The following is a 21,775-nucleotide window of genomic DNA, read 5'->3' on the forward strand; positions in this document are numbered from 1 at the left end:
CCGGCGGGATGGCGGGGGTCGGCCGGATCTTCGCGGTGCACTGCGACCCCAAGGTGCCGGTCGGCCGGATCGGCCGGGGCCAAGCGCAGCGCGCCCAGGGACCTCGGGCGAGCCCGGTCAGCCGGAGCCCGGCGGGTTCGGCTGACCGGGGCCACACCCCCCGCGGCGGGCCGCTGCTAGCCGCCCTGCTTGCAACTGCAAGCAGGGCGGTGCAGCATGGGGGCATGGCTTCCCTGAACGTGGGCTCGCTGGGTGAGTACATCCGCGAGCAGCGGCGTAGCGCGCAGTACTCGTTGCGTCAGCTGGCCGAGGCGGCGGGGGTCTCCAACCCCTACCTCAGCCAGATCGAGCGCGGGCTGCGCCGGCCCAGTGCCGAGATCCTGCAGCAGATCGCCAAGGCGCTGCGGATCTCGGCGGAGACGCTCTACGTGCAGGCCGGAATCCTGGAGGAGCGTCCGGAGGGCGGGGCCGACCTGCGTGCGGCGATCTTCGCGGACACCGCCATCAGCGAGCAGCAGAAGCACGCGCTGCTCGCGGTGTACGAGGCCTTCGTCCGGGACAACCGCGCGACCGTCGAGGACGGCCGTACGACGCCGGGGCCGAGCGGGGCCGATCGATGAGAGAGGAAGGGCGCATGCCCAGCACCGAAGAGATCCGGAACGAGATCCGCAGGACGCTGTCCGACCCCACGCCGCTGTACGCCCTCGCGGGCGTCGGTGAGCTGGCCTACCGGAAGCTGCGCGAGGTGCCCGGACAGCTCGAGGCGCTGGCCGGGGACCGGAAGGCGGCCCAGCAGGCGGCCACCGCGCGGTTGCACGAGGCGCAGGTGAGGCTGCACGAGGCGCAGACCAAGCTGGTCGGCACGGTCAGCACGCTGCCGACCGACCTGAAGGCGCTGCCGGACCGGGCGCAGTCCTTCGCGCTCCAGCAGGTGGGGCGGGCCGCGGGCTTCGCGGTCAAGGCCAAGGAGACCTACGACGAGCTGGCCGAGCGCGGCAAGGACGTGGTGGAGAAGAACCTCCCGGGCCGCACCGAGCCCGCGGACGTGACGGTGGAGCGGACCGAGTCCGTCCCGGTCGACGCCGAGCTGGTGGAGGAGGTCGAGGTCGAGGTGGAGCCGCTGACCGAGCCGGCGCCGGCGGGCGAGACTCCGACCGCCACCAAGCAGGCCAAGAAGACCACTCGCGCCCGCAAGGCCCCGGCCGCCGGCCAGGAGTAGGGCTGGCGAGGACCTGGCCGGCGCGCCCGCGTGCTCGTGGGAGGGTGCGCCGGCCCTGGCACGCTGCGGGCGCCCGGGACGTTCATCCCCTGTTGGACGCCGCAGCGTGTCAGGATGGATGAACCCGGCACGCACGTGGGTAGGCACGGTGTGGTGGCGGCGAGGCTTCGTGTGAGGAGACCCGGGTGGGTTACATCGCGTACATCAACCTGCTGAACCCGTTCTGGTGGCTGTCGGTCGGCATCATCCTCTTCAAAGGCTTCGCCTTCGTGGACGCAGCGATCCGCCGGGAGGACGCCTACCGGGCCACGGACAAGAAGACCAAGACCTTCTGGCTGATCCTGCTCGGGCTGGCGCTCGGGTTCGACCTGCTCTTCGGGGCCAACTTCATCGGCAGTTTCCTGACGCTGGCCGGCCTGGTCGCGGCGATCGTCTACATGGTCGACGTCCGCCCGGCGATCCGGGCGATCACCAGTGGTCGCCGCGGCGGGAACGACCGCCGGAACATGGGGCCCTACGGCCCCTGGTAAGCCCGTGGAGCAGGCCGGGCAGGCTACCCGGCAGCCCGGCTCAGCCCAGCAGCGGTGGCTGCTGGTTGCGCTCCAGCAGCAGGACGGCGACGTCGTCGGTGAGCGCCCCGCCGTTGAGGTCCTCGACCTCGGCGAGGGCGCCGTCCACCAGGCGGCCGCGGGTCAGTCCGCTCGCCTGGTGGTCGCCGATCAGGTTGATCAGGCCGTCCTGGCCCAGCCGGCGTGACCCGGCGCCGACCCGGCCCTCGATCAGCCCGTCCGTGTAGAGCAGCAGGCTCCAGCCGGGCTGCAGCTCCAGGTGGAGCGGCGGCCACGCGGCCTCGGTGGCGTCGCAGGGGAGCAGGCCGAGCGCGGGGCCGGCGTGGTCGAACGAGACCACCTCGGGGCGCCGCCCGGGGGAGAGCAGTAGCGGCGCCGGGTGTCCGGCGAGGTAGAGCTGCGCGTACTCCAGGCCGGGGCGGTCGGAGGGCAGCGGCTGCTGGCCGACCCCGGGGGCCGGGCGCTCGCCGGAGGGCCGGGTGGCGGCGCGGTGGTGGCCGAGCGGGCCGCGGTCCGGCGGCGCGCCCGGGGTGATCACCAGCATGCAGAGGGTGGCGAAGATCTCGTCGCTGCGCCGCTCGTGCTCCAGCACGTGCTGCAGGGTGGTGAGCAGGGCCTGCCCGGTCAGGCCGGCGAAGACCAGGGTGCGCCACGCTATCCGCAGTGCGACGCCCAGCGCGGCCTCGTCCGGGCCGTGCCCGCAGACGTCCCCGATGACCACGTGCACGGTGCCGTCGTCGGTGCGGACGGCGTCGTAGAAGTCGCCGCCGAGCAGGGCGCGGCGGCGGCCGGGCCGGTAGCGACGGGTGAAGGAGAGCTCGGCGCCCTCCAGCAGCGGGGTGGGCAGCAGGTGGCGCTGCAGCCGGGCGTTCTCCTGGCCGCGCAGCTCGGCCTCGACCAGTCGGCGCTGGGACTCGTCGGCGCGCTTGCGCTCCACCGCGTAGCGCAGGGCGCGGGCCAGCAGCGGGCCGTCGGTGTCGTCCTTGGTGAGGAAGTCCTGGGCGCCGGCGGCCACCGCGGCGGCGCCGAGCTGGCTGTCGGCGGCGTCGGTCAGCACCACCACCGCGGCGTTCGGGGCCAGGCGCAGCAGTTCGCGCAGCCCGTCCAGCGGATCGGTCCCGAGCAGGGCGGTCTTGGACAGGTCGGTGGCCGGGGCGCCGGCGGTGGGCGTGGCGAGGTCGAGCAGCACGCAGCTGAAGTCGACCGGCAGGGTGCGGGGCCGGCGGCCGGGGATCGCGGGCCGCCGGGTCAGCTGGCCGGCGGCCTGCTCCAGCCCGCGGGCCCAGGAGAGGTCGACCGGGGTACCGCTGGCGGTGATCAGCTCCTCGATCACCTGGGTGTCGGTGGTGTCGTTGGTGATCACCAGCAGCCTGAGCGGCGGGGTGGCCGGGTCCGCGACCGCCGGGCGGGTGGTGCCGCGCGGGCCGGGCAGCGGGAGGGACGCGGTCTCGCCGTTCGCGAGGGTGGGCAGGGCGGCCAGGCCGCCGAGCCGGCTGAAGTCGTCCAGGGCATCGAGGCCCTCGAGGCCCTCCAAGCCTTCCAGACCGTGCAGGGCTCCCAGGCCGCTGAGCTCCGCCAGCCCCTCGTCCAGCAGCGGGGTGACCGTCGGCTCAGGGCAGGGGGCAGCCACACGCTGGCGCAGGCCGGCTGCTGCCGGGGCTCCGGACCGGCTGTCGGCGCCGAGCCCGGGCCCGTCTCCCGATGCGGGCACGGATGGTTCCTCCCTTTCCCTGACGGAGTAACGGTTGCGGTCCGCGTGCAGTGCCCGCGGGGCACCGCGAGTCAGGGAGCTTCTCGCGACCATAACGTGATCTCCGGGGATTTCTCTGACTGCTCGGCGTGGATGTGGGAATTGCCACGCAGGTGGCGGGCTTGCTCGTTAGCGTGAACGGTTCGGGGCCGGACAACGGCACGGCCGGGACGGAGGCGTTGACGGTGACGCAGATCACGTTGGTTCAGGGTGACATCACCGAGCAGCGCGTGGACGTGGTGGTCAATGCGGCCAACTCCTCGCTGCTGGGCGGTGGTGGGGTCGACGGTGCGATCCACCGGGCGGGCGGGCCCGAGATCCTGGCCGACTGCCGCCGGCTGCGGGCCTCGCACTACGGCAAGGGGCTGCCGGTCGGCCGGGCGGTGGCGACCACGGCCGGGCGGCTGCCGGCCGGGCACGTGGTGCACACCGTCGGTCCGGTGTACCTGGCGGAGGAGTACGGGCTGCGGGCCGGGCAGCTGGCCTCCTGTTATCGGGAGTCGCTCCGGTTGGCGGTGCTGGAGCTGGGGGCCCGGAGCGTGGCCTTCCCGGCCGTCTCGGCCGGGATCTTCGGGTGGCCGATGGCGGATGCGGCCCGGATCGCGCTGTCGACGGTGCTCGAGGTGCTGGCGGAGGATCCGGTGCAGGCGGCGCTGGAGGGCGGGGCGGCCGGGGGCGAGGCCGGCGGGACGGACTTCGAGGTGCGGTTCGTGTTGTTCGGGGCGGAGGCCTACCAGGCCTTCGCGCGGGCGCGGGAGGAGCTCACGGGCGGCCCGGGCCAGGCGGCCGGGGGCTGAGTGCGCCCGTCGGATCGAGCCCGACCGGGGCTCAATTGTCTCTCTGCTGTCTCTGGATGAGTCAAGGAGCGGGTGTCACCTGGTGCACGTCCCATAGTGGACTGATGGTGCGTCAACCCGCCAGGGCTATTCGATAACTCGTTCGAGTGAAGTGCGCCGCGGCTCCCGAGGCCGTCCCGCAGGGCTGTCCCGAAGGGTTGTCCTGCAGCGCTGTCCCGCTCGGCCGCGCCTCAGGGCCGCAGCGCCGACCAGGGCAGGGTCACCTCGCCCTGCCGCCACCGCCCCCGGGCGTCCACCAGCGGCCACCGCTCGGCCAGCGCCGTGCAGGTCGCCACCCAGCGCTGCCGGGCGCCGAACGCCCCGTACGGCGCGGCCGCGGCCCAGGCCCGGTCGAAGTCGGTGAGGAAGGCGTGCACCGGGCGGCCCGGCACGTTGTGGTGGATCAGCGCCTTCGGCAGCCGCTCGGCCAGGTCCGACGGCTGTTCGAGGCCGGCCAGCCGAGCGGCGAAGGTCACGGTGCGCGGACCCTCCGGGCCCAGCGCCACCCAGACGTGCCGGCGACCGATCTCGTCACAGGTACCCTCGATGAGCAGGCCGTCCGGGGTCAGCCGCCCGCACAGCCGCTCCCAGACCGCGGTCACCGCCTCCTCGTCGTACTGCCGCAGCACGTTGGCGGCGCGGATCAGCTGCGCGGAGCCGCCGTCCAGCGGTACCTCGAAGCCGCCGCGCCGGAAGGTGAGCGCGGGCGGCTCGGCGTAGGGCAGTGCGGCGGTCACCCGGGACGGTTCGATCTCGATGCCGACCGTCCGCAGGTCCGGGCGGACCGCCCGGAGTCGGCGGGACAGCTCCACCGCGGTCCACGGCGCGGCGCCGTAGCCGAGGTCCACCGCCACCGGCGGCTGCGTGGCGGCGCGTAGCCGCGGCCCGAGGGTGTGCACGATCCAGCGGTCCATCCGGCGCAGCCGGTTGGTGTTGGTGGTGCCGCGGGTCACGGCGCCGACCGGGCCCTTCGGGGTCCGGCGCGCCGCGGGGTGCCCGAGCGTGCCGGGGTCGAAGGAAGCAGCCATGCCCGCAGGGTACGCGGGGCCGCCCGACCCCCGGGCGGGTCCTCGGCCGGGCGGCGGACCGGTCCTCGGCCGGGCGGCGGGAATGCCGTGCGCCCCCGGAGGGGTTGTCTCCCCCTGGTGCGACCGGCCGCGCAGGTGGCGCCGCACCGCGTGCCCCCGCCGGCGGACCGACAACCCGCGGGCGGACGGCGCGGCAGACCGACAGCCCAGCAGAGACAGCCCAGCAGACCGACAGCTCAGACCAGACCAGAGAGGCCGCAGCCAGGTGATCAAGCCCCCCGGGTCGACGGTACGGCGCGACCGGCAGGCCATGCCGGTCCGCGGGCGCCTGCACGCCCTCGCCGCCGCACGCGGCCGACGACCGCGCCGGATCGCGATGCTGAGTGTGCACACCTCCCCGCTCCACCAGCCGGGCACCGGCGACGCGGGCGGCATGAACGTCTACATCGTCGAGCTGGCCAAGCGGCTGGCCGCGCTGAACATCGAGGTCGAGGTCTTCACCCGGGCCACCTCCTCCGACCTGCCGCCGGCCGTGGAGCTGGCCCCCGGCGTGCTGGTCCGGCACGTCACCGCCGGGCCGTACGAGGGCCTGATCAAGGAGGACCTGCCGGCCCAGCTGTGCGCCTTCACGCACGGGGTGCTGCGCACCGAGGCCGGTCACCGCCCCGGCCACTACGACCTGGTGCACTCGCACTACTGGCTCTCCGGGCAGGTCGGCTGGCTGGCCGCGGAGCGCTGGGGCGTGCCGCTGGTGCACACCATGCACACCATGGCCAAGGTCAAGAACGCCGCGCTGGCCGAGGGGGACACCCCCGAACCCGCGGCGCGGGTGATCGGCGAGACCCAGGTGGTGGAGGCCGCCGACCGGCTGATCGCCAACACCGCCGACGAGGCCGGCGAGCTGGCCAGCCACTACGGCGCCCGCGGCGACCAGCTCGCGGTGGTCCACCCGGGTGTCAACCTGGACGTCTTCCGGCCTGGCGACCAGCGGGCCGCGCGGGCCCGGCTGGGGCTGCCCGCCGAGGCCGCGGTGCTGCTCTTCGCCGGGCGGATACAGCCGCTCAAGGGTCCCGAAGTGCTGCTCAAGGCGGTCGCGGCGCTGCTGGCCGGGCGTGGTGAACTGCGCGAGCAGCTGGTGGTGCCGGTGGTCGGCGGCCCGTCCGGGACCGGGCTGGCGAAGCCGCAGGGCCTGCAGAAGCTGGCCGCGCAGCTCGGCATCGGGGACGTGGTGCGGTTCCACCCGGCGGTCGGGCAGGCCGAGCTGGCCGAGTGGTACCGGGCGGCGACCGCGCTGGCGATGCCCTCCTACAGCGAGTCCTTCGGCCTGGTCGCCCTGGAGGCGCAGGCCTGCGGGACGCCGGTGGTGGCGGCGGCGGTCGGCGGGCTGCCGGTCGCGGTGCGGGACGGGGTGACCGGCACGCTGGTGCCCGGCCACGACCCGGAGAGCTGGGCCCGCGCGCTGGAGCCCTACGTCACCGCTCCCGAGCAGGTGCGGCGCCAGGGCGCGGCGGCGGCCCGGCACGCGGCCGGTTTCGGCTGGGAGGCTGCTGCGGCGGCCACGGCGGAGGTCTACGGCGCGGCGTTGGCCCGCCCGGCCGGGCGGCTGGCGACGGCGCGGCGGCGGCTGACCCAGCAGTGAGGCCCGGGGCGGGGTGCTCGGTGTGGGGGCGCGCCTTCGGGTGGGTGGGCCGCTGACGGACGACGGACGACGGCTGGCGGATGACGGCTGACGAACGACGGTGGACGGCTGACCGATGACAGATGACGACTGACAGATTCTGATATCTGTCAGTCGTCATCGCTCGGCCGCACTCCGCGATCCGGTCGAGTCGGCGGCGGTGCGCGGGTACCAGCCGGTAACGTCACGGTCATGGCTACCCGTACCAAGGACGAGGCCCTCGGCCTGCTCGCCGCCGCGCTCGACGAGGCCGGGGTCGGCTGGGAGCCGGCCGTCGCCGACCCGTACACCCTGGTGGCGACCCTCCCCGGCACCCGCAAGCTCAGCACCACCTGCGCGCTCCGGGTCGGTGACCACACCCTCTCGGTGAACGCCTTCGTGATCCGCCGCCCGGACGAGAACCACGAGGCGGTCTTCCGCTGGCTGCTGGAGCGCAACACCAAGCTCTCCGGCGTCGCCTACGCGCTGGACCCGCTCGGTGACGTCTACCTGACCGGCCGGCTGCCGCTGACCGCGCTCACCGGCCCGGTCGTGGACCGGCTGCTCGGCACCGTGCTGGAGAACGCCGACGAGCCCTTCAACACGCTGCTGGAGCTGGGCTTCGCCTCGGCGATCCGGCGCGAGTGGGAGTGGCGGACCAAGCGCGGCGAGTCCACCCGGAACCTGGAGGCCTTCAAGCACCTGGCCCAGCCCGCCGCGGAGGGCGGGTCCGCGTCCGGAGCCGGGGCCGGAGCCGCGGCCGACGGTCGGCCCGCCCCCGCTGAGGAGCAGTCCACCGCGACCGAGGGCCGGTCCGCCACCCCGTAGCCCCGCCCCGCTCGGGCGGTGGGCCCGCGGCTCAGGCGGCGAGCCGGCGCGCCGCGTCCACCCGCCGCCCGAGCACCAGGTACCCGCCCCCGGCGACCATCCCCAGCACGGCGCAGACGTACCAGAGCGTGCCGTGCCCGGGGTGCTCCAGCAGCAGGCCGCCGACGGCCGGGCCGAGGAAGGAGGCCGCGGACCAGGCCAGCGAGTACACGCCCTGGTAGCGGCCGCGGGCGTCGGCCGGCGCGAGTTCGGCCACCATCCCGTTGCAGGTCGGCGCCTGGACGATCTCGCCCACGGTCCAGATCACCACCGTGCCGGCGTAGGCCAGGGCCGAGGAGCCGGCCAGCGTGGTCAGGCCGAAGCCCCACCCGGTGAGCAGCCCCGCGACCAGCAGCAGCGGGCCGCGGTCCCGCCCCTGCAGCAGCCGGGTGACCGGGATCTGCAGCAGCACGATCAGCAGGCCGTTGACGCTGACCACCAGCCCGTACTGGGTGGTGCTCAGGCCGGCCCGGCCCATGGTCACCGCCAGCGTGGTGCTGCCCTGCTGGACGACCAGGGCGAGCAGGAAGGTCAGGCCGACCAGCGCCATGAAGCGGCGGTCCCGGAAGACCCGGCCCAGGCCCACCGGCGGGGCAGCGGCACCGGCACCGGCACCGGCCGGGGCGACCGCGGCCGGGCGGGTCTCCGGGACCCTGGCGAAGACCACGCCGGCGCAGAGCAGCGTGGTGGCCGCGTCGGCCAGGAAGAGCAGCAGGTAGCCGTGGACCGCGAGCAGCCCGGCCACCGCCGCCGAGGCGGCGAAGCCGATGTTGACCGCCCAGTAGTTGAGGGAGAACGCCCGCACCCGGTCGGCGGCCGGGACCACGTCGGCGACGATCGCGGAGATCGCCGGCCGGGCGGCGTTGTTGCTCAGCCCGACCAGGAAGACGACGGTGGCGATCACCAGCTGCCCGTCGGCGAACCCGAGCGCCACCGTGGCGAGCGCGGTCAGCACCTGCGCGCCGAGCAGGGTGGGCCGCCGCCCGACCCGGTCCGCCAGCACGCCGCCGAGCAGGGCGGCGATCGCCCCGCCGAGGCCGAAGAGTGCGGCGACCAGGCCCGCGTAGGCGGCCGAGTAGCCGCGGTCGATGGTCAGGTACAGCGAGAGGAAGGTGACCACGAACCCACCGAGCCGGTTGATCAGGGTCGCGGTCCAGAGCCACCAGAAGGCCGCCGGAAGCCCGCCGACCGTCTCCCGGACGGCAGTGCGAAGCCGGGCGGCCCGGTCGGCGGACGGTTCGGTGGCGGGTGATTCGGTGGTAGACGGTCCGGTGGCGCGTGGTTCGGTGGCGGACGGTTCCGCTCCGGACGGTCCGGCGGCGTCAGCGGCGTCGCTGGTGGCGTCGGCGGGGGCGGCGGGCATGGGGCGGCTCCGGGTGGCAGGTGGTGCGGCGCGCCGGCGCCACCCGCTCGGGCGACGCTGGATGTAAGTGCCTCAACGGCGCTGCGCACATTACCGACGAGCCCTCGGGCCCGGCCACCCGTTTTTTCGCCTCCACTAAGCTGTGCCTCATGGCTGACACGACCTACCGACTGATCCTGCTCCGCCACGGCGAGAGCGAGTGGAACCAGAAGAACCTGTTCACCGGCTGGGTCGACGTCGACCTCAACGAGAAGGGCGAGAAGGAGGCCGCGCGCGGCGGCGAGCTGCTCGCCTCCGAGGGCTTCTTCCCGGACGTGGTGCACACCTCGCTGCTGCGCCGCGCCATCCGCACCTCGCAGATCGCGCTGGACAAGGCCGACCGGCACTGGATCCCGGTCAGCCGCAGCTGGCGGCTGAACGAGCGCCACTACGGCGCCCTGCAGGGCAAGGACAAGGCGCAGACCCTGGCCGAGTTCGGCGAGGACCAGTTCCAGCTCTGGCGCCGCTCGTACGACACCCCGCCGCCGGTGCTCGCCGACGACGCCGAGTTCTCGCAGGCCGGCGACGCCCGCTACGCCGACATCCCGAGCGAGCTGCGCCCGCGCACCGAGTGCCTCAAGGACGTCGTCGACCGGATGCTGCCCTACTGGTACGACGCGATCGTGCCGGACCTGGCCGCCGGCAAGACCGTCCTGGTCACCGCCCACGGCAACAGCCTGCGCGCGCTGGTCAAGCACCTGGACGGCATCTCGGACGCGGACATCGCCGGCCTGAACATCCCCACCGGCATCCCGCTGGTCTACGAGCTCGACGCGGACTTCAAGCCGGTCACCCCGGGCGGCCGCTACCTCGACCCGGAGGCCGCCGCCGCCGCGATCGAGGCCGTGAAGAACCAGGGCAAGAAGTAATCCCGCAGAGCCGGCCGTAGGGCCTTGCGAGGCAGGCGGCTCAAGAGGTGGACAGCCGGACGGCCGTGCTCGATCAGTGGCCGCAGCAGCCGCCGGTGGCGCCGCCGCACTGGCAGGGGGCGCCGGCCTGGCAGCCGCAGCCGCAGCCGGCGCTGCAGCCGCAGGCGCCGAGCACGGGAAGGGTGGTCCGGCCGCCCGTCGGGGCGGGCTCGGTGGGACGGGGAGTCGCAGTGGGCCGGGCGGGTGTGGTGGTCATGGTGCGGAGCCCTCCTCGATCGAGGCAGGCAGCGGTGACGGGCAGCCTGCTCCTTGAGTGAAGCTCGCTGCTTGACGGGGCGTCAACAGGCGCGTTGTGGTGGGCGGGTGACGCCCGCGTGCGCCCCCGCCCCAGGTCCGCCCGGTGGGGTGGTCACGGCTGCGAGGCGGTCACTGCGTGGTTCACTGCTGCTGGTCGGCGACGAACTCGCCCGCGTGCTCGCCGGTGACCAGGAAGACCACGCGCTTGGCCACCGAGACCGCGTGGTCGGCGAAGCGCTCGTAGTAGCGGCCGATCAGGGTGACGTCCACGCCGGTCTCGATGCCGTGCTGCCAGCGGCCGTCGGCCAGGTGCGCGAAGAGCTGGCGGTGCAGCTCGTCCATCGCGTCGTCGTCGCGCTCCAGCTGGAGCGCCGCGTCCACGTCCTTGGTGGCGATGACCTGGCCGGCCTTGGCGACCAGGCGCTGGGCCAGCTGCCCCATCTCCAGCACGATCGGCTGCAGGTCGTCGGGGACGGCCGTCTCGGGGTAGCGCAGCCGGGCCACCTTGGCCACGTGCCGGGCCAGGTCGCCGCAGCGCTCCAGGTCGGCGCTCATCCGCAGCGAGGTGACCACGATCCGCAGGTCGGTGGCGACCGGCTGCTGGCGGGCGAGCAGGTCGATCGCGGTGTTCTCCAGCTCGTGGTGGAGGGCGTTGACCTTCTCGTCGGCCGAGATCACGCTCTCCGCCAGGGCCAGGTCGGCGTCGAGCAGCGCGGTGGTGGCGCGGCCCATCGCCGAGCCGACCAGCTTGGCCATCTCGACCAGGCCGTCGCCGATCGAGTCGAGTTCCTCGTGGTAGGCGTCACGCATGCGCTTCTCTTCTCCTTGGGCTGCGCACGGGTAGCAAGGGTGGCGGGCATCGTACGCCCGCCGGCGCCCGTGCGTGCGGCTTCGGGAAAGCCTGCTGGTGGCGGGCGACGGCCCACGACCGACGCAGTGAACCGCCGGGTACCTGAAGGTGAATTCTCGGCAACGCGCGGTGAATGCCTTGATCTGATGCTTACAAACCGGCCGGGCCATGCGCTTAGGCTGGCCGCATGGACGTGAATGTGGCCGCCGCCGCAGCCTGCGCCATCGCCGGGCTCGGTGTCGGCCTCACGGCCTCCATCGCCTTCCGCTGGAGCGAGCGCGAGCAGGGCCGGGAACGAGGCGGCGGACGAAATGCCGGTGGCAAGAGGAGTGGCGGATCCGCGGTGAGCACCAGTCTCCAGGAACCGGCCCTGCCGCCCGGCGTGGACACCGTGCTGTCGGTGCTGCGCTCCTGCGCGATCGTGTTGAGCGAGGGCGACGAGGTGGTCAAGGCCAGCTCCGCCGCCTACTCGATGGGCCTGGTCCGCGGCGGTGCGGTCGCCGTGGAACCGATGCTCGCGCTGGCCCGGGCGACCCGCCGGGACGGCGAGATCCGCCAGGTCGAGCTGGACGTCCCGCGGCCGGGGGTGGCGCGCGCCGGCGAGCCGCTCTCGGTCTCGGTGCGGGTCGCGCCGCTCGGCTCCCGGCTGGTGCTGGTGCTGGTCGAGGACCTCACCGAGCGCCGCCGGATCGAGGCGGTCCGCCGCGACTTCGTGGCCAACGTCAGCCACGAGCTCAAGACCCCGGTCGGGGCGCTCTCGCTGCTCTCCGAGGCGGTCGCGGACGCGGCCGACGACCCCGAGGCGGTGCAGCGGTTCGCCGGTCGGATGCAGATCGAGGCGACCCGGCTGGCCAGCCTGGTCCAGGAGATCATCGACCTCTCCCGGGTCCAGGACGACCGGCTGCTCACCAACCCCGAGCCCGTCCCGGTGGACGAGCTGATCGCCGAGGCCATGGACCGCTGCCGGCAGCAGGCGGCGGCCAAGCAGATCCACATCGCGGCCGGCGGCATCGCCGGACTGCACCTGTTCGGCGACCGCGGCCAGCTCGCGGCGGCTCTGGGTAACCTGGTCGAGAACGCCGTCAACTACAGCCCGCCGCGCACCCGCGTGGCGATCGCGACCCGCCGGATAGCCAGCGCGGCCGCGATCGGCGAGGCGGACGGCGAGCTGATCGAGATCTCGGTGACCGACCAGGGCATCGGCATCTCGGAGAAGGACCGCGAGCGGATCTTCGAACGCTTCTACCGGGTGGACCCGGCCCGCAGCCGGGCCACCGGCGGCACCGGCCTGGGCCTGTCGATCGTCAAGCACGTGGCGGCCTCGCACGGCGGGACCGTCTCGGTCTGGAGCGTCGAGGGACAGGGTTCCACCTTCACCATCAGGCTGCCTGCCGGTCCGACCCCCGAGTCGGTCCCCGATCCGGCGACGGCGGCCGACCAATCTGACACCACAACCCCCCTTCCTGCCCCGGAGGCCCGATCGTGACCCGAGTACTGGTGGTCGAGGACGAGGAGTCGTTCAGCGACGCCCTCTCGTACATGCTTCGCAAGGAGGGTTTCGAGGTGGCCGTCGCCGCCACCGGGCCCGACGCGCTGGAGCAGTTCGAACGCAACGGTGCCGACCTGGTGCTGCTCGACCTGATGCTCCCCGGGCTGCCCGGCACCGAGGTGTGCCGCCAGCTGCGGGTGCGGTCCAACGTGCCAGTGATCATGGTGACCGCCAAGGACAGCGAGATCGACAAGGTCGTCGGGCTGGAGATAGGCGCTGACGACTACGTCACCAAGCCCTACTCGACCCGTGAGCTGGTCGCCCGGATCCGTGCGGTGCTGCGCCGCCGCGGCGAGGAGGGCGGCATCGGCAACGACGGCGGCGGCCCCGGCGCGCTGGAGGCCGGCCCGGTCCGGATGGACGTGGACCGGCACGTGGTGACCGTGGACGGAGCCAAGGTCGACCTGCCGCTCAAGGAGTTCGACCTGCTGGAGATGCTGCTGCGCAACGCGGGCCGGGTGCTCACCCGGATGCAGCTGATCGATCGGGTCTGGGGCGCCGACTACGTCGGCGACACCAAGACGCTGGACGTGCACGTGAAGCGGCTGCGGGCGAAGATCGAGCCGGATCCGGGCGCGCCGCGCTACCTGGTCACGGTCCGTGGCCTGGGCTACAAGTTCGAGCCGTAAGCCGAGCCGAGCCGTAGCGCCGCAAGCCGGGCGTTCGAGCCGTAGGCCGAGCGCCCGGTCCGCGGCGGGCCGACGACTGGCGACCGGCTGAACACGACTGAGGGCCGCACCCCCGAGAAATGGGAGTGCGGCCCTCAGTCGTGCGCGGGGCGCGCAACCCGTGAGCCGAGTGCGCGCCCCGGTGCGTCAGTGCGAGGGGCTGGCGCTCGCCGCGGCCGCGCCGCTCGGGGCGGCGGAGGTGGCGGCGCCGCTCGGGCTGGCGGAGCCACTCGGGGTCGCCGAGGCGGCACCGCTCACCGGGGCGCCGGCCGACGCGCCGGCCGAAGCCGAGGCCGAAGCCGAAGCCGAAGCGGACGCGCCGGCCGAGGCCGAGGCGGCAGCCGACGGGCTGGCCGGGCCGAAGGAGGCGTAAGCGCCGCGGGCCGGGGTGACCAGCGCCTGGGTGTCGACCTTGCCGGCGTTGGAGAAGGAGAACGAGGTCGCCGCGAAGCCGCCCACGTTGAGCGCCACCGAGGAGAGCTGCGCCGAGGGCTGGCCGCTGGCGCCCAGCAGCACCGAGCCGCCGGCCGGGATGGTGATCCCGCCGGGGGCCGCCGCGCCGGTGGCGTCGTCGAGGGTGGCGGCGGTGCCGGCGACCGTGACGTTGGTCAGGGTCTGCGGGGCGCTGCCGGTGTTGCTGATGTTGACGGTCAGGTTCGCGGCACCGGGCGTGCCGGTGGTCTGCTGCTCGTCCACGACGACCACGATCGCGTTCAGCTTGAGGTCGGCGCCCAGCGAGGTGGCCGGGGTGTCCGGCTTGATCTGCTGCGTCTCGGCGCTGCTCCCGGCGGAGCAGGCGGACAGCGAGACGGCGGCGAGGGCGAGGACGATGGCGGCGGTGCCACCGCGTCGAAGGCTGCGGCTCACGGCGGCGCATCTCCTTGGGTCACGTGTCAGGTTGTCAGCGCTCAGCGTACCCACCGCACTTATCCGGCCCTCACGGGGTGGCCCCGTGTCGCGCACGGAGCGTTCCGGTGGACGCCCGATGGGCGTCCGATGGGCGGCTGACAGGGTGACACATCCCGGTCTGAGACGTTTTGATCGGATTAGTCGGAGTTAAAGAGGGGCGGCCGCGGGGTGCCGCAGCGCGCGGCCGGCGGCGGCCCGGCTGCGGAGTCGGCGGCCGCCCCGGCCGCGGTGGCCGGAGGGGCGGCTGCGGTGGTCCGGGGTGCGGTGTGGCGGTGGTGTGTCCGGTTCCGGAAGGCCGTCAAGATCAGATCACGATCGGGAAACGGTGAATATCCCGTGTCGACTTCAAGATCGAATGTCGGTTACCGGGCCGCGGCCCGAGGTTTCGATCGACGCGAGAAGGGCCTCCGACCTGCGAGAAGCCGGTCCGGCGGGGTGGTCGCAGCACGTCGCAGGGGTCCTTGTCAAGCCCCGAGACCGGCCCTGACCTGCGCAAACGCCCTTCGGGCGGACGGAAAAGCGTGTTATTCTGGAAAGCCACGGAAGGGGTCCTGTCACATGACGTTCAAGGTTGGCGACACGGTGGTCTACCCCCATCACGGGGCTGCACTGATCGAGGCCATCGAAATTCGCCAGATCAAAGGTGTGGACAAGACCTACCTGGTGCTGAAGGTTCAGCAGGGTGACCTCACGCTGCGCGTCCCCGCGGAGAACGCGGAGTTCGTCGGCGTGCGCGACGTGGTCGGCCAGGAGGGTCTGGACCGGGTCTTCGAGGTGCTGCGTGCACCGTACACCGAAGAGCCCACCAACTGGTCTCGTCGCTACAAGGCGAACCTGGAGAAGCTCGCATCGGGTGACGTCATCAAGGTCGCCGAGGTCGTCCGCGACCTGTGGCGCCGGGAGCGTGAGCGCGGCCTGTCGGCCGGCGAGAAGCGGATGCTCGCCAAGGCACGGCAGATCCTCGTCAGCGAACTGGCGCTGGCGGAGAACACCAACGAGGACAAGGCGGAGACGCTGCTCGACGAGGTGCTCGCCTCGTAGTGCAGCCGCCGCTGCCGTTCAACAGCGCCCGGTGCCGGCAGGCACCCGGGCGCTGTGGCATGCCCGGACACGGACGGGCACGCTAGGCCCGGGCGCACGGGGAACCTGTCGCCGGGTGGATCTGGTGACCTCTGTTGCACTCGCTGCACTGGCGTGCTCGTAGCGTGGGGGCCCGCACACCGGTACCCGAGAGGCGGTGCCGGGTGGAAGGGGTCCGGCGCACCGTCTGACGGGTACGCCTGGGCCATACCCACTTCGCCGAAGGAGTGAAACCTGAACAGCACAGGAGTACTGGCAGCGGCCGTCGTCCCGGCCGCCGGGCGGGGCGAGCGGCTCGGCCCGGGTGCGCCCAAGGCGCTGCGTGAGCTGGGCGGCGCGCCGCTGCTGGTGCACGCGGTGCGGGCGCTGGCCCGCAGCCGGGCGGTCGGCCTGGTCGTGGTGGCCGCCCCGCCGCAGGGCGTGGCCGAGGTGGTCGGCCTGCTGGACAGCCACGGGCTGGACGGCAAGGACGTCCGGGTGGTGGCCGGCGGCGCGACCCGCCAGGAGTCGGTCCGGCTGGGCCTGGCGGAGATCCCCGAGCAGACCGAGATCGTGCTGGTGCACGACGCGGCCCGGCCGCTGGTCCCGGTCGAGGTGGTCGACGCGGTGGTGGCCGCGGTGCGGGCCGGTGCCGAGGCCGTGGTGCCGGCGGTCCCGCTGGCGGACACCGTCAAGCGGGTGGGTCCGGTCGCCCCCGGCGAGCCGGAGCCGGTGCTCGACACGCCCGACCGCAGCACCCTGCGGGCCGTGCAGACCCCGCAGGGCTTCCGCCGCGCGGCGCTGGCCGAGGTGCACGCCAAGGCGCTGGCCGAGGAGGCCGCGGGCGGCGCGCCGGTGGTGACCGACGACGCCGGCCTGATCGAGCACTACGGCGGCCGGGTGGTCGTGGTGCCGGGACACGAGGAGGCGTTCAAGGTGACCCGTCCGCTCGACCTGGTGCTGGCCGAGGCTGTGCTCGCCCGCCGGAGGGCTTCCGATGGCTTCTGAGGTGGCTTCTGAGGTGGCTGCTGAGCTTGCCGCTGAGCCGGCTGTCGGGACCCGCAGCGCTGCTGAGGCGCCGTCAGACGTCCGACCGCCGCTCCCGGTGATCCCGCGGGTGGGCATCGGCACCGACGTGCACGCCTTCGCGGACGGCGTCCCGCTCTGGGTCGGCGGACTGCGCTGGGACGGCTACGACCAGGGCCTGGCCGGCCACTCGGACGCCGACGTGGTCGCGCACGCCGCCTGCAACGCGATCTTCTCGGCCGCCGGGCTCGGCGACCTGGGCACCCACTTCGGCACCGACCGCCCCGAGTGGAAGGGCGCCGCGGGGGTCACCCTGCTGACCGAGGCGGCCCGGATCGTGCGGGCGGCCGGCTTCGAGATCGGCAACATCGCGGTCCAGGTGATCGGGGTGCGCCCGCGGATCGGCAGCCGGCGCGCGGAGGCGGAGCAGGTGCTGTCGGCCGCGGCCGGGGCGCCGGTCTCGCTCTCGGCGGCGACCACCGACGGACTCGGCATGACCGGGCGCGGCGAGGGTCTGGTCGGGCTGGCGACGGCGCTGGTCTACCAGCGGCCCTGAGCCCGGCGGCGCCGCCGGTTCACGGTGACGCTCGATCAGCCGTTCCTGGGCACCGGGCGGGGCCCGGCTCCCGGGCCGGAACCCCGCCCGGTATCCGGGCGGCGGCCGTCCGGAGGCGGTGCGGCGGCTGTGCGAAGTCTGGGCGGAGGCCGTGCGGTGCCCGGGCGAGGCGCCGCCGCGAAAACTTCGGAGGCAGTACGTCCGGTTTGCCATGAACTCGTGACGGGCGGCACCCGTAAACGTCGCTGGGCACCCCCCGATTCCCACTACGCTGGATTCGTGAGCCTTCGCCTGTACGACACCAGCACCCGCCAGGTACGCGACTTCGTCCCGCTTGTACCGGGCTGTGTCTCGATCTACCTGTGCGGTGCCACCGTGCAGGGGGCCCCGCACATCGGGCACATCCGGTCCAACCTCAACTTCGACGTGATGCGCCGCTGGTTCGCCCACCGCGGCTTCGAGGTGACGTTCGTGCGCAACGTCACCGACATCGACGACAAGGTGATCAAGAAGGAGCACGAGCTCGGCGTGCCCTGGTGGCAGATCGCCTACGCCAACGAGCGCGCCTTCAACGACGGTTACACCCAGCTCGGCTGCCTGCCGCCGACCGTGGAGCCGCGGGCCACCGGTCATGTCACCGAGATGATCGACATGATGCAGACGTTGATCGCCAAGGGCCACGCCTACGCGGCCGACGGCAACGTCTACTTCGACGTCAAGTCCTTCCCCGACTACCTGGAACTCTCCAACCAGAAGCTGGAGAACCTCCTGCAGCCCGAGGGCGAGGGCGAGACCGGCAAGCGCGACCCGCGCGACTTCGCGATGTGGAAGTCCGCCAAGCCGGGCGAGCCCAGCTGGACCACCCCGTGGGGCCAGGGTCGCCCCGGCTGGCACCTGGAGTGCTCGGCCATGGTGCACAAGTACCTGGGCAAGGGCTTCGACATCCACGGCGGCGGGCTGGACCTGATCTTCCCGCACCACGAGAACGAGATCGCCCAGTCCAAGGCGTTCGGCGACGACTTCGCCAACTTCTGGGTGCACAACGCCTGGGTCACCATGAGCGGCGAGAAGATGAGCAAGTCGCTCGGCAACTCGGTGCTGATCTCCGAGATGGTGCAGCGCTGGCGCCCGATCGTGCTCCGCTACTACCTGGCCGCCCCGCACTACCGCTCGATGATCGAGTACAGCGAGGAGGCGATCCGCGAGGCCGAGGCCGGCTTCAGCCGGATCGAGGGCTTCATCCAGCGGGTGGTCGAGCGCTGCGGCCCGGTCGAGCCGGCCGCCGAGGTGCCGCCGGCCTTCGCCGAGGCGATGGACGACGACTTCGGCGTGCCGCAGGCCCTCGCCGTGGTGCACACCGCCGTCCGGCAGGGCAACAGCGCCCTGACGGCGGACGACAAGGAGAACGCGGTAGCGCGGCTCGCCGAGGTCCGTGCGATGCTCGGAGTGCTGGGCCTCGACCCGCTCGACGCGCAGTGGACCGGCACCGAGCGCGGCGAGGACCTGCACGGGGTCGTCGACTCGCTGGTCCGGCTGGTGCTCGAGCAGCGCCAGGCGGCCCGCGAGCGCAAGGACTTCGCCACCGCGGACGCCATCCGCGACCAGCTGGGCCTGGCCGGCCTGGCGATCGAGGACACCCCGTCCGGCCCGCGCTGGACGATCAGCAACCAGTAGCCCCGGGGTCGCACCCGGGGCGCCGGTGGGCCGTACTTCGACGAAGATTCGGGAGTACGGCCCATCGGCATGACGCAGACGGATAGAACAGGAAGTAACGCCATGGCCGGCAACAGCCAGCGCAGGAACCGCCGCAACCCCGGGTCGAAGAAGGGTGCGTCTGTCGGGACCGGCGGGCACAGCCGGAAGGCACTGCAGGGCAAGGGCCCGACCCCGCCCGGCGAGGCGCGCAAGGGCCACCCGAAGCAGCGGGCCGCCAACGCGGCGGTCAAGCGGGAGCGGGACGCCAAGGCCCGGGCCGGCATGCGCCGGGCCGGGGCCGGTCGCGGCGGCCGCGGTGGCGCGGGCAGCGCCGAGCTGGTGGTCGGCCGCAACTCGGTGGTCGAGGCGCTGGTCGGCGGCGTGCCGGCGACCGCGCTCTACGTGATGCAGTTCATCGACACCGACGACCGGGTGCGCGAGGCCTTCCAGGCCGCCAACGAGCGGGGCGTCCCGCTGATGGAGGCGCCGCGCCCGCAGCTCGACCAGATGACCGGCGGCCTGAACCACCAGGGCCTGGTGCTCCAGGTGCCGCCGTACGAGTACGCGCACCCCGACGACCTGCTGGACGCCGCCTCCGACGCGGGCGAGGACGCGCTGATCGTGGCGCTCGACGGGGTGACCGACTCGCGCAACCTGGGCGCCGTGGTCCGCTCCGCCGCCGCGTTCGGCGCGCACGGCGTGGTGATCCCGGAGCGTCGGGCGGCCGGCATGACCGCCGGAGCCTGGAAGACCTCCTCCGGCGCGGCGGCCCGGCTGCCCGTGGCCCGGGCGACCAACCTGACCCGGGCGCTGGAGGGCTACCAGAAGGCCGGCCTGATGGTGGTCGGCCTGGCGGCGGACGGCGAGGCCGAGCTGGCCGACTTGGAGACCCTGACCGGTCCGGTGGTGGTCGTGGCCGGCAGCGAGGGCAAGGGCCTGTCCCGGCTGGTCGCGGAGACCTGCGACCTGCTGGTGCGGATCCCGATGTCCGGGCTGACCGAGTCGCTGAACGCCGGTGTCGCGGCCGGGATCGTGCTCTACGAGGCGGCGCGGATGCGGGCCAAGGCCTGAGCTGCTCGGGGCTGCCCTTCCGGGCAGGCCGGTGCCGGGCTGACCTTCCAGGCTGACCCCCTCCGGGCTGACCTGTTCTGGTCGGGGCTGACGCAAATGTTCACTCTCTCGTACGGGCGTGACCGGATCCGTCAGCCACGCCCGGGAGTTGCACCCGGGAGAGTGTCCTAACCGGGTGTCACCCGGTTAGAGGGGGCGTGGACACCAGAACACCTCGGCGCCCCCGGTTTGGCCAAGCGGCAGGGATAGAGGCTGAGCAGCCGGCTCTCAGCACCGTCAAGGTGCCGAGCGACCCGGCCCGGCTCAGCAGTACCCAGGTCAGTTTCCGGCTCAGACTGGCCGCGCCGGTCGCGCCGATGCTCGACGCGCCGCCCCCGACGGCGGCGCCGTACGCGGACGCCTTCGGTCGGCCGTACGCGGCGCTGAGCTACGGCGGCCGGCCCGGGCTGGTCCGGGCCGGGAGCGCCGACGGCGGGGTCGGCGCCGGGGCACCGGCCGGAGCCGCCGCGCTCGGTGCGGCCGCGGGCGCGGTCGGCGCGCCGCGGCGCAAGGGCCGGGTCACCGCCGTCACCTGGAGCGGTCAGGCCGCCCCCGGCGACCTGGCGGCCACCCAGCTGCTGGACGCGGTCCGGTTGAACACGGTGCCCGCACCGGCCGGCAGTGCGGCCTCGGTCGGGATGGCGCAGGGTGGCGGGTCCGGCGGCTCCTCGGTGGGGCTGGCCGATCCGTTCGACTCGGTCGGCCTGATCGACCCGGAGGCCACCCAGCCGCTGGAGACCATGCCGGGCTGGGACGACACGCCGGCCGGTGGGTCGTACGGCTACGGCGGGGCCGGCGGCCACGGCTACAGCGGGCGCAGCTCGGTGCCGCGGCAGCCGCACGGCTGGGCCGGCGGGCCGGGCCACGACGGGGCCGAGCCGTCCGCCGCGCGCGGTGCGCGGGCCGGCGAGCCGGCGGAGCCGTTCGAGCCCACCGAGCCCCCGGTGCGCCGGATCCGCAGGGCCGGCTGGCAGCCGAGCGGCGAACTGCCCGAGCACTCGGCCGCCACCGCGCCGGGCGAGCCCAACCGGCACGCCTGGCAGCCCGGGCGCCGGGTCGACCTGGGCCTGGTGCTGCTGCCGCTGCGGTTGCTGCTCGGCTCGCTCTCGGTCTACGCCGGGTTCAGCAAGGTCTGCGACCCGGTGTACTTCGACGGCGGCGACCGCGGCTCGATGATGCGCTGGCTCGCCTCGCTGCACGCGTGGAAGGTGGCCCAGCCGCTGCTGGACTTCGCCATGGCGCACCCGGTCGGGGCGGGCCTCGGGGTGGCGTTCACCGAGATCGTGGTCGGGGTGCTCTCGCTGCTCGGGCTCTGGCAGCGGCTGGCCGCGGGGGCGGCGATGCTGCTCTCGGCCGCCCTGCTGTTCACGGTCAGCTGGCGCGCCGTGCCGGTGTACGACACGCCCGACCTGATCTTCCTGGCCGCCTGGAGCCCGCTGCTGATGGCCGGCGCGCCGTTCGCCTCGCTGGACGGGCGGCTGGCCCTGGAGGCCTGGCGCCGGTACGGGCCGCAGGCGCCCGGGGCGGTGCGCCGCCGGGTGCTGCGGCGCGGCACGGTGGTGGCCGTGGTGGTGATCGGGCTTACCCTGCTGCTCGGTTCGCTGCTCGGCGCCGCGGTGCGCACCGGCGGTCGCCCGCAGCCGGGCCCGGCCGCGCCGCCCACCGACTTCGGCACGCCGGTCTGGCCGGCCACCACCGGTGGTCCCGGTGCGTCGCAGTCGCCCGGCGCCGGCCGTCCGGGCGCGCCGGTCGCGGGTGCCCCCGCCGGGAGCACCGCCAGCGCGTCGGCGGCGCCGTCGAGCCCGTCCGCGGCGCCGTCGCCGTCGGCCGCCAAGACCCCCAAGGGCCACCCGTCCGGG

Annotated in this window: 20 protein-coding genes and 1 pseudogene; 15 read left to right on the forward strand and 6 right to left on the reverse strand. The window is 73.9% G+C overall.

Features of this window, described 5'->3' with window-relative positions; all coding sequences use genetic code 11:
* The first annotated feature begins 224 nt into the window (after window positions 1–224).
* From ACQRUO_RS31225 to ACQRUO_RS31235, 3 genes are all read left to right on the forward strand, one after another.
* Window positions 225–620, forward strand: a complete 396-nt coding sequence (locus ACQRUO_RS31225; RefSeq protein ID WP_428319477.1) for a helix-turn-helix domain-containing protein — start codon at window positions 225–227, stop codon at window positions 618–620.
* A 14-nt stretch (window positions 621–634) separates the two neighbouring features.
* Window positions 635–1,219 carry a hypothetical protein gene (locus ACQRUO_RS31230; RefSeq protein ID WP_428319478.1) on the forward strand — a complete coding sequence of 195 codons (585 nt, stop codon included), beginning with the start codon at window positions 635–637 and terminating at the stop codon, window positions 1,217–1,219.
* A 185-nt stretch (window positions 1,220–1,404) separates the two neighbouring features.
* Complete coding sequence (locus tag ACQRUO_RS31235) at window positions 1,405–1,749, forward strand: DUF2516 family protein (protein WP_428319479.1); 345 nt, start codon at window positions 1,405–1,407, stop codon at window positions 1,747–1,749.
* Window positions 1,750–1,789: 40 nt separating this feature from the next.
* On the opposite strand, the gene ACQRUO_RS31240 is transcribed toward ACQRUO_RS31235, so the two are convergent.
* Entirely contained in the window at window positions 1,790–3,499 is a 1,710-nt protein-coding gene (locus ACQRUO_RS31240) for a PP2C family protein-serine/threonine phosphatase (RefSeq protein ID WP_428319480.1), read from the reverse strand.
* 224 nt (window positions 3,500–3,723) lie between these two features.
* Here ACQRUO_RS31240 and ACQRUO_RS31245 point away from each other — a divergent pair, with 224 nt between their 5' ends.
* A complete protein-coding gene (locus ACQRUO_RS31245; protein ID WP_428319492.1) occupies window positions 3,724–4,335 on the forward strand; it encodes an O-acetyl-ADP-ribose deacetylase in 612 nt (203 codons plus the stop codon).
* 230 nt (window positions 4,336–4,565) lie between these two features.
* Here the strand turns inward: ACQRUO_RS31245 and ACQRUO_RS31250 are convergent, their stop codons facing one another.
* On the reverse strand, window positions 4,566–5,402 hold the full coding sequence (locus ACQRUO_RS31250; protein WP_428319481.1) for a class I SAM-dependent methyltransferase: 837 nt from the start codon (window positions 5,400–5,402) through the stop codon (window positions 4,566–4,568).
* Window positions 5,403–5,712: 310 nt separating this feature from the next.
* On the opposite strand from ACQRUO_RS31250, the gene mshA reads away from it, so the two are divergent.
* Together mshA and ACQRUO_RS31260 are read left to right on the forward strand one after the other, a co-directional pair.
* A complete protein-coding gene (gene mshA, locus ACQRUO_RS31255; protein WP_428319493.1) occupies window positions 5,713–7,041 on the forward strand; it encodes a D-inositol-3-phosphate glycosyltransferase in 1,329 nt (442 codons plus the stop codon).
* Window positions 7,042–7,272: 231 nt separating this feature from the next.
* A pseudogene (locus tag ACQRUO_RS31260) lies at window positions 7,273–7,782 on the forward strand (YbjN domain-containing protein); the annotation flags it as partial.
* A gap of 136 nt (window positions 7,783–7,918) precedes the next feature.
* Here the strand turns inward: ACQRUO_RS31260 and ACQRUO_RS31265 are convergent.
* The gene (locus tag ACQRUO_RS31265) at window positions 7,919–9,289 is read right to left on the reverse strand and encodes an MDR family MFS transporter (protein ID WP_428319482.1); all 1,371 of its coding nucleotides are present in this window, start codon (window positions 9,287–9,289) and stop codon (window positions 7,919–7,921) included.
* Between the two features lie 149 nt (window positions 9,290–9,438).
* Here ACQRUO_RS31265 and ACQRUO_RS31270 point away from each other — a divergent pair, with 149 nt between their 5' ends.
* Window positions 9,439–10,197, forward strand: a complete 759-nt coding sequence (locus ACQRUO_RS31270) for a phosphoglyceromutase (protein ID WP_428319483.1) — start codon at window positions 9,439–9,441, stop codon at window positions 10,195–10,197.
* A gap of 73 nt (window positions 10,198–10,270) precedes the next feature.
* Here ACQRUO_RS31270 and ACQRUO_RS31275 read toward each other — a convergent pair whose 3' ends face one another.
* Window positions 10,271–10,453 carry a hypothetical protein gene (locus ACQRUO_RS31275; RefSeq protein ID WP_428319484.1) on the reverse strand — a complete coding sequence of 61 codons (183 nt, stop codon included), beginning with the start codon at window positions 10,451–10,453 and terminating at the stop codon, window positions 10,271–10,273.
* Window positions 10,454–10,635: 182 nt separating this feature from the next.
* Window positions 10,636–11,304 carry a phosphate signaling complex protein PhoU gene (phoU, locus tag ACQRUO_RS31280; RefSeq protein ID WP_428319485.1) on the reverse strand — a complete coding sequence of 223 codons (669 nt, stop codon included), beginning with the start codon at window positions 11,302–11,304 and terminating at the stop codon, window positions 10,636–10,638.
* A gap of 227 nt (window positions 11,305–11,531) precedes the next feature.
* Here phoU and ACQRUO_RS31285 point away from each other — a divergent pair, with 227 nt between their 5' ends.
* Together ACQRUO_RS31285 and ACQRUO_RS31290 are read left to right on the forward strand one after the other, a co-directional pair.
* Window positions 11,532–12,830 (forward strand): sensor histidine kinase, encoded by a 1,299-nt coding sequence (locus ACQRUO_RS31285; protein ID WP_428319486.1) that lies wholly within the window; start codon window positions 11,532–11,534, stop codon window positions 12,828–12,830.
* The gene (locus ACQRUO_RS31290; protein ID WP_329565198.1) at window positions 12,827–13,522 is read left to right on the forward strand and encodes a response regulator transcription factor; all 696 of its coding nucleotides are present in this window, start codon (window positions 12,827–12,829) and stop codon (window positions 13,520–13,522) included. The genes ACQRUO_RS31285 and ACQRUO_RS31290 overlap by 4 nt, the downstream gene beginning before the upstream one ends.
* A gap of 186 nt (window positions 13,523–13,708) precedes the next feature.
* Here the strand turns inward: ACQRUO_RS31290 and ACQRUO_RS31295 are convergent, their stop codons facing one another.
* Window positions 13,709–14,428, reverse strand: a complete 720-nt coding sequence (locus ACQRUO_RS31295) for a DUF461 domain-containing protein (protein WP_428319487.1) — start codon at window positions 14,426–14,428, stop codon at window positions 13,709–13,711.
* A gap of 600 nt (window positions 14,429–15,028) precedes the next feature.
* On the opposite strand from ACQRUO_RS31295, the gene ACQRUO_RS31300 reads away from it, so the two are divergent.
* From ACQRUO_RS31300 to ACQRUO_RS31325, 6 genes are all read left to right on the forward strand, one after another.
* Entirely contained in the window at window positions 15,029–15,511 is a 483-nt protein-coding gene (locus ACQRUO_RS31300) for a CarD family transcriptional regulator (protein WP_030244332.1), read from the forward strand.
* A gap of 273 nt (window positions 15,512–15,784) precedes the next feature.
* The gene (gene ispD / locus ACQRUO_RS31305; RefSeq protein WP_428319494.1) at window positions 15,785–16,537 is read left to right on the forward strand and encodes a 2-C-methyl-D-erythritol 4-phosphate cytidylyltransferase; all 753 of its coding nucleotides are present in this window, start codon (window positions 15,785–15,787) and stop codon (window positions 16,535–16,537) included.
* Window positions 16,527–17,111 (forward strand): 2-C-methyl-D-erythritol 2,4-cyclodiphosphate synthase, encoded by a 585-nt coding sequence (gene ispF / locus ACQRUO_RS31310; RefSeq protein WP_428319488.1) that lies wholly within the window; start codon window positions 16,527–16,529, stop codon window positions 17,109–17,111. Before ispD ends, ispF begins: the two co-directional genes overlap by 11 nt.
* Window positions 17,112–17,390: 279 nt before the next feature.
* Entirely contained in the window at window positions 17,391–18,785 is a 1,395-nt protein-coding gene (gene cysS, locus ACQRUO_RS31315) for a cysteine--tRNA ligase (RefSeq protein WP_428319489.1), read from the forward strand.
* 102 nt (window positions 18,786–18,887) lie between these two features.
* Window positions 18,888–19,877, forward strand: coding sequence for a 23S rRNA (guanosine(2251)-2'-O)-methyltransferase RlmB (gene rlmB / locus ACQRUO_RS31320; RefSeq protein WP_428319490.1), 990 nt, complete (start codon window positions 18,888–18,890; stop codon window positions 19,875–19,877).
* A 281-nt stretch (window positions 19,878–20,158) separates the two neighbouring features.
* On the forward strand, window positions 20,159–21,775 hold a 1,617-nt coding region (locus tag ACQRUO_RS31325), incomplete at its 3' end, for a DoxX family membrane protein (RefSeq protein ID WP_428319491.1).

This window comes from Kitasatospora sp. LaBMicrA B282 (genome assembly GCF_050325825.1).
Lineage (GTDB): Bacteria > Actinomycetota > Actinomycetes > Streptomycetales > Streptomycetaceae > Kitasatospora.

Excerpts from the sequence above, each read along its gene's own strand:
- ACQRUO_RS31225 (WP_428319477.1), top strand. The coding sequence starts at position 225 with ATGGCTTCCCTGAACGTGGGCTCGCTGGGTGAGTACATCCGCGAGCAG.
- ACQRUO_RS31230 (WP_428319478.1), top strand. The coding sequence starts at position 635 with ATGCCCAGCACCGAAGAGATCCGGAACGAGATCCGCAGGACGCTGTCC.
- ACQRUO_RS31250 (WP_428319481.1), bottom strand. The coding sequence starts at position 5,402 with ATGGCTGCTTCCTTCGACCCCGGCACGCTCGGGCACCCCGCGGCGCGC.
- mshA (WP_428319493.1), top strand. The coding sequence starts at position 5,713 with ATGCCGGTCCGCGGGCGCCTGCACGCCCTCGCCGCCGCACGCGGCCGA.
- ACQRUO_RS31265 (WP_428319482.1), bottom strand. The coding sequence starts at position 9,289 with ATGCCCGCCGCCCCCGCCGACGCCACCAGCGACGCCGCTGACGCCGCC.
- ACQRUO_RS31270 (WP_428319483.1), top strand. The coding sequence starts at position 9,439 with ATGGCTGACACGACCTACCGACTGATCCTGCTCCGCCACGGCGAGAGC.
- ACQRUO_RS31275 (WP_428319484.1), bottom strand. The coding sequence starts at position 10,453 with ATGACCACCACACCCGCCCGGCCCACTGCGACTCCCCGTCCCACCGAG.
- phoU (WP_428319485.1), bottom strand. The coding sequence starts at position 11,304 with ATGCGTGACGCCTACCACGAGGAACTCGACTCGATCGGCGACGGCCTG.
- ACQRUO_RS31285 (WP_428319486.1), top strand. The coding sequence starts at position 11,532 with ATGGACGTGAATGTGGCCGCCGCCGCAGCCTGCGCCATCGCCGGGCTC.
- ACQRUO_RS31300 (WP_030244332.1), top strand. The coding sequence starts at position 15,029 with ATGACGTTCAAGGTTGGCGACACGGTGGTCTACCCCCATCACGGGGCT.
- ispF (WP_428319488.1), top strand. The coding sequence starts at position 16,527 with ATGGCTTCTGAGGTGGCTTCTGAGGTGGCTGCTGAGCTTGCCGCTGAG.
- rlmB (WP_428319490.1), top strand. The coding sequence starts at position 18,888 with ATGGCCGGCAACAGCCAGCGCAGGAACCGCCGCAACCCCGGGTCGAAG.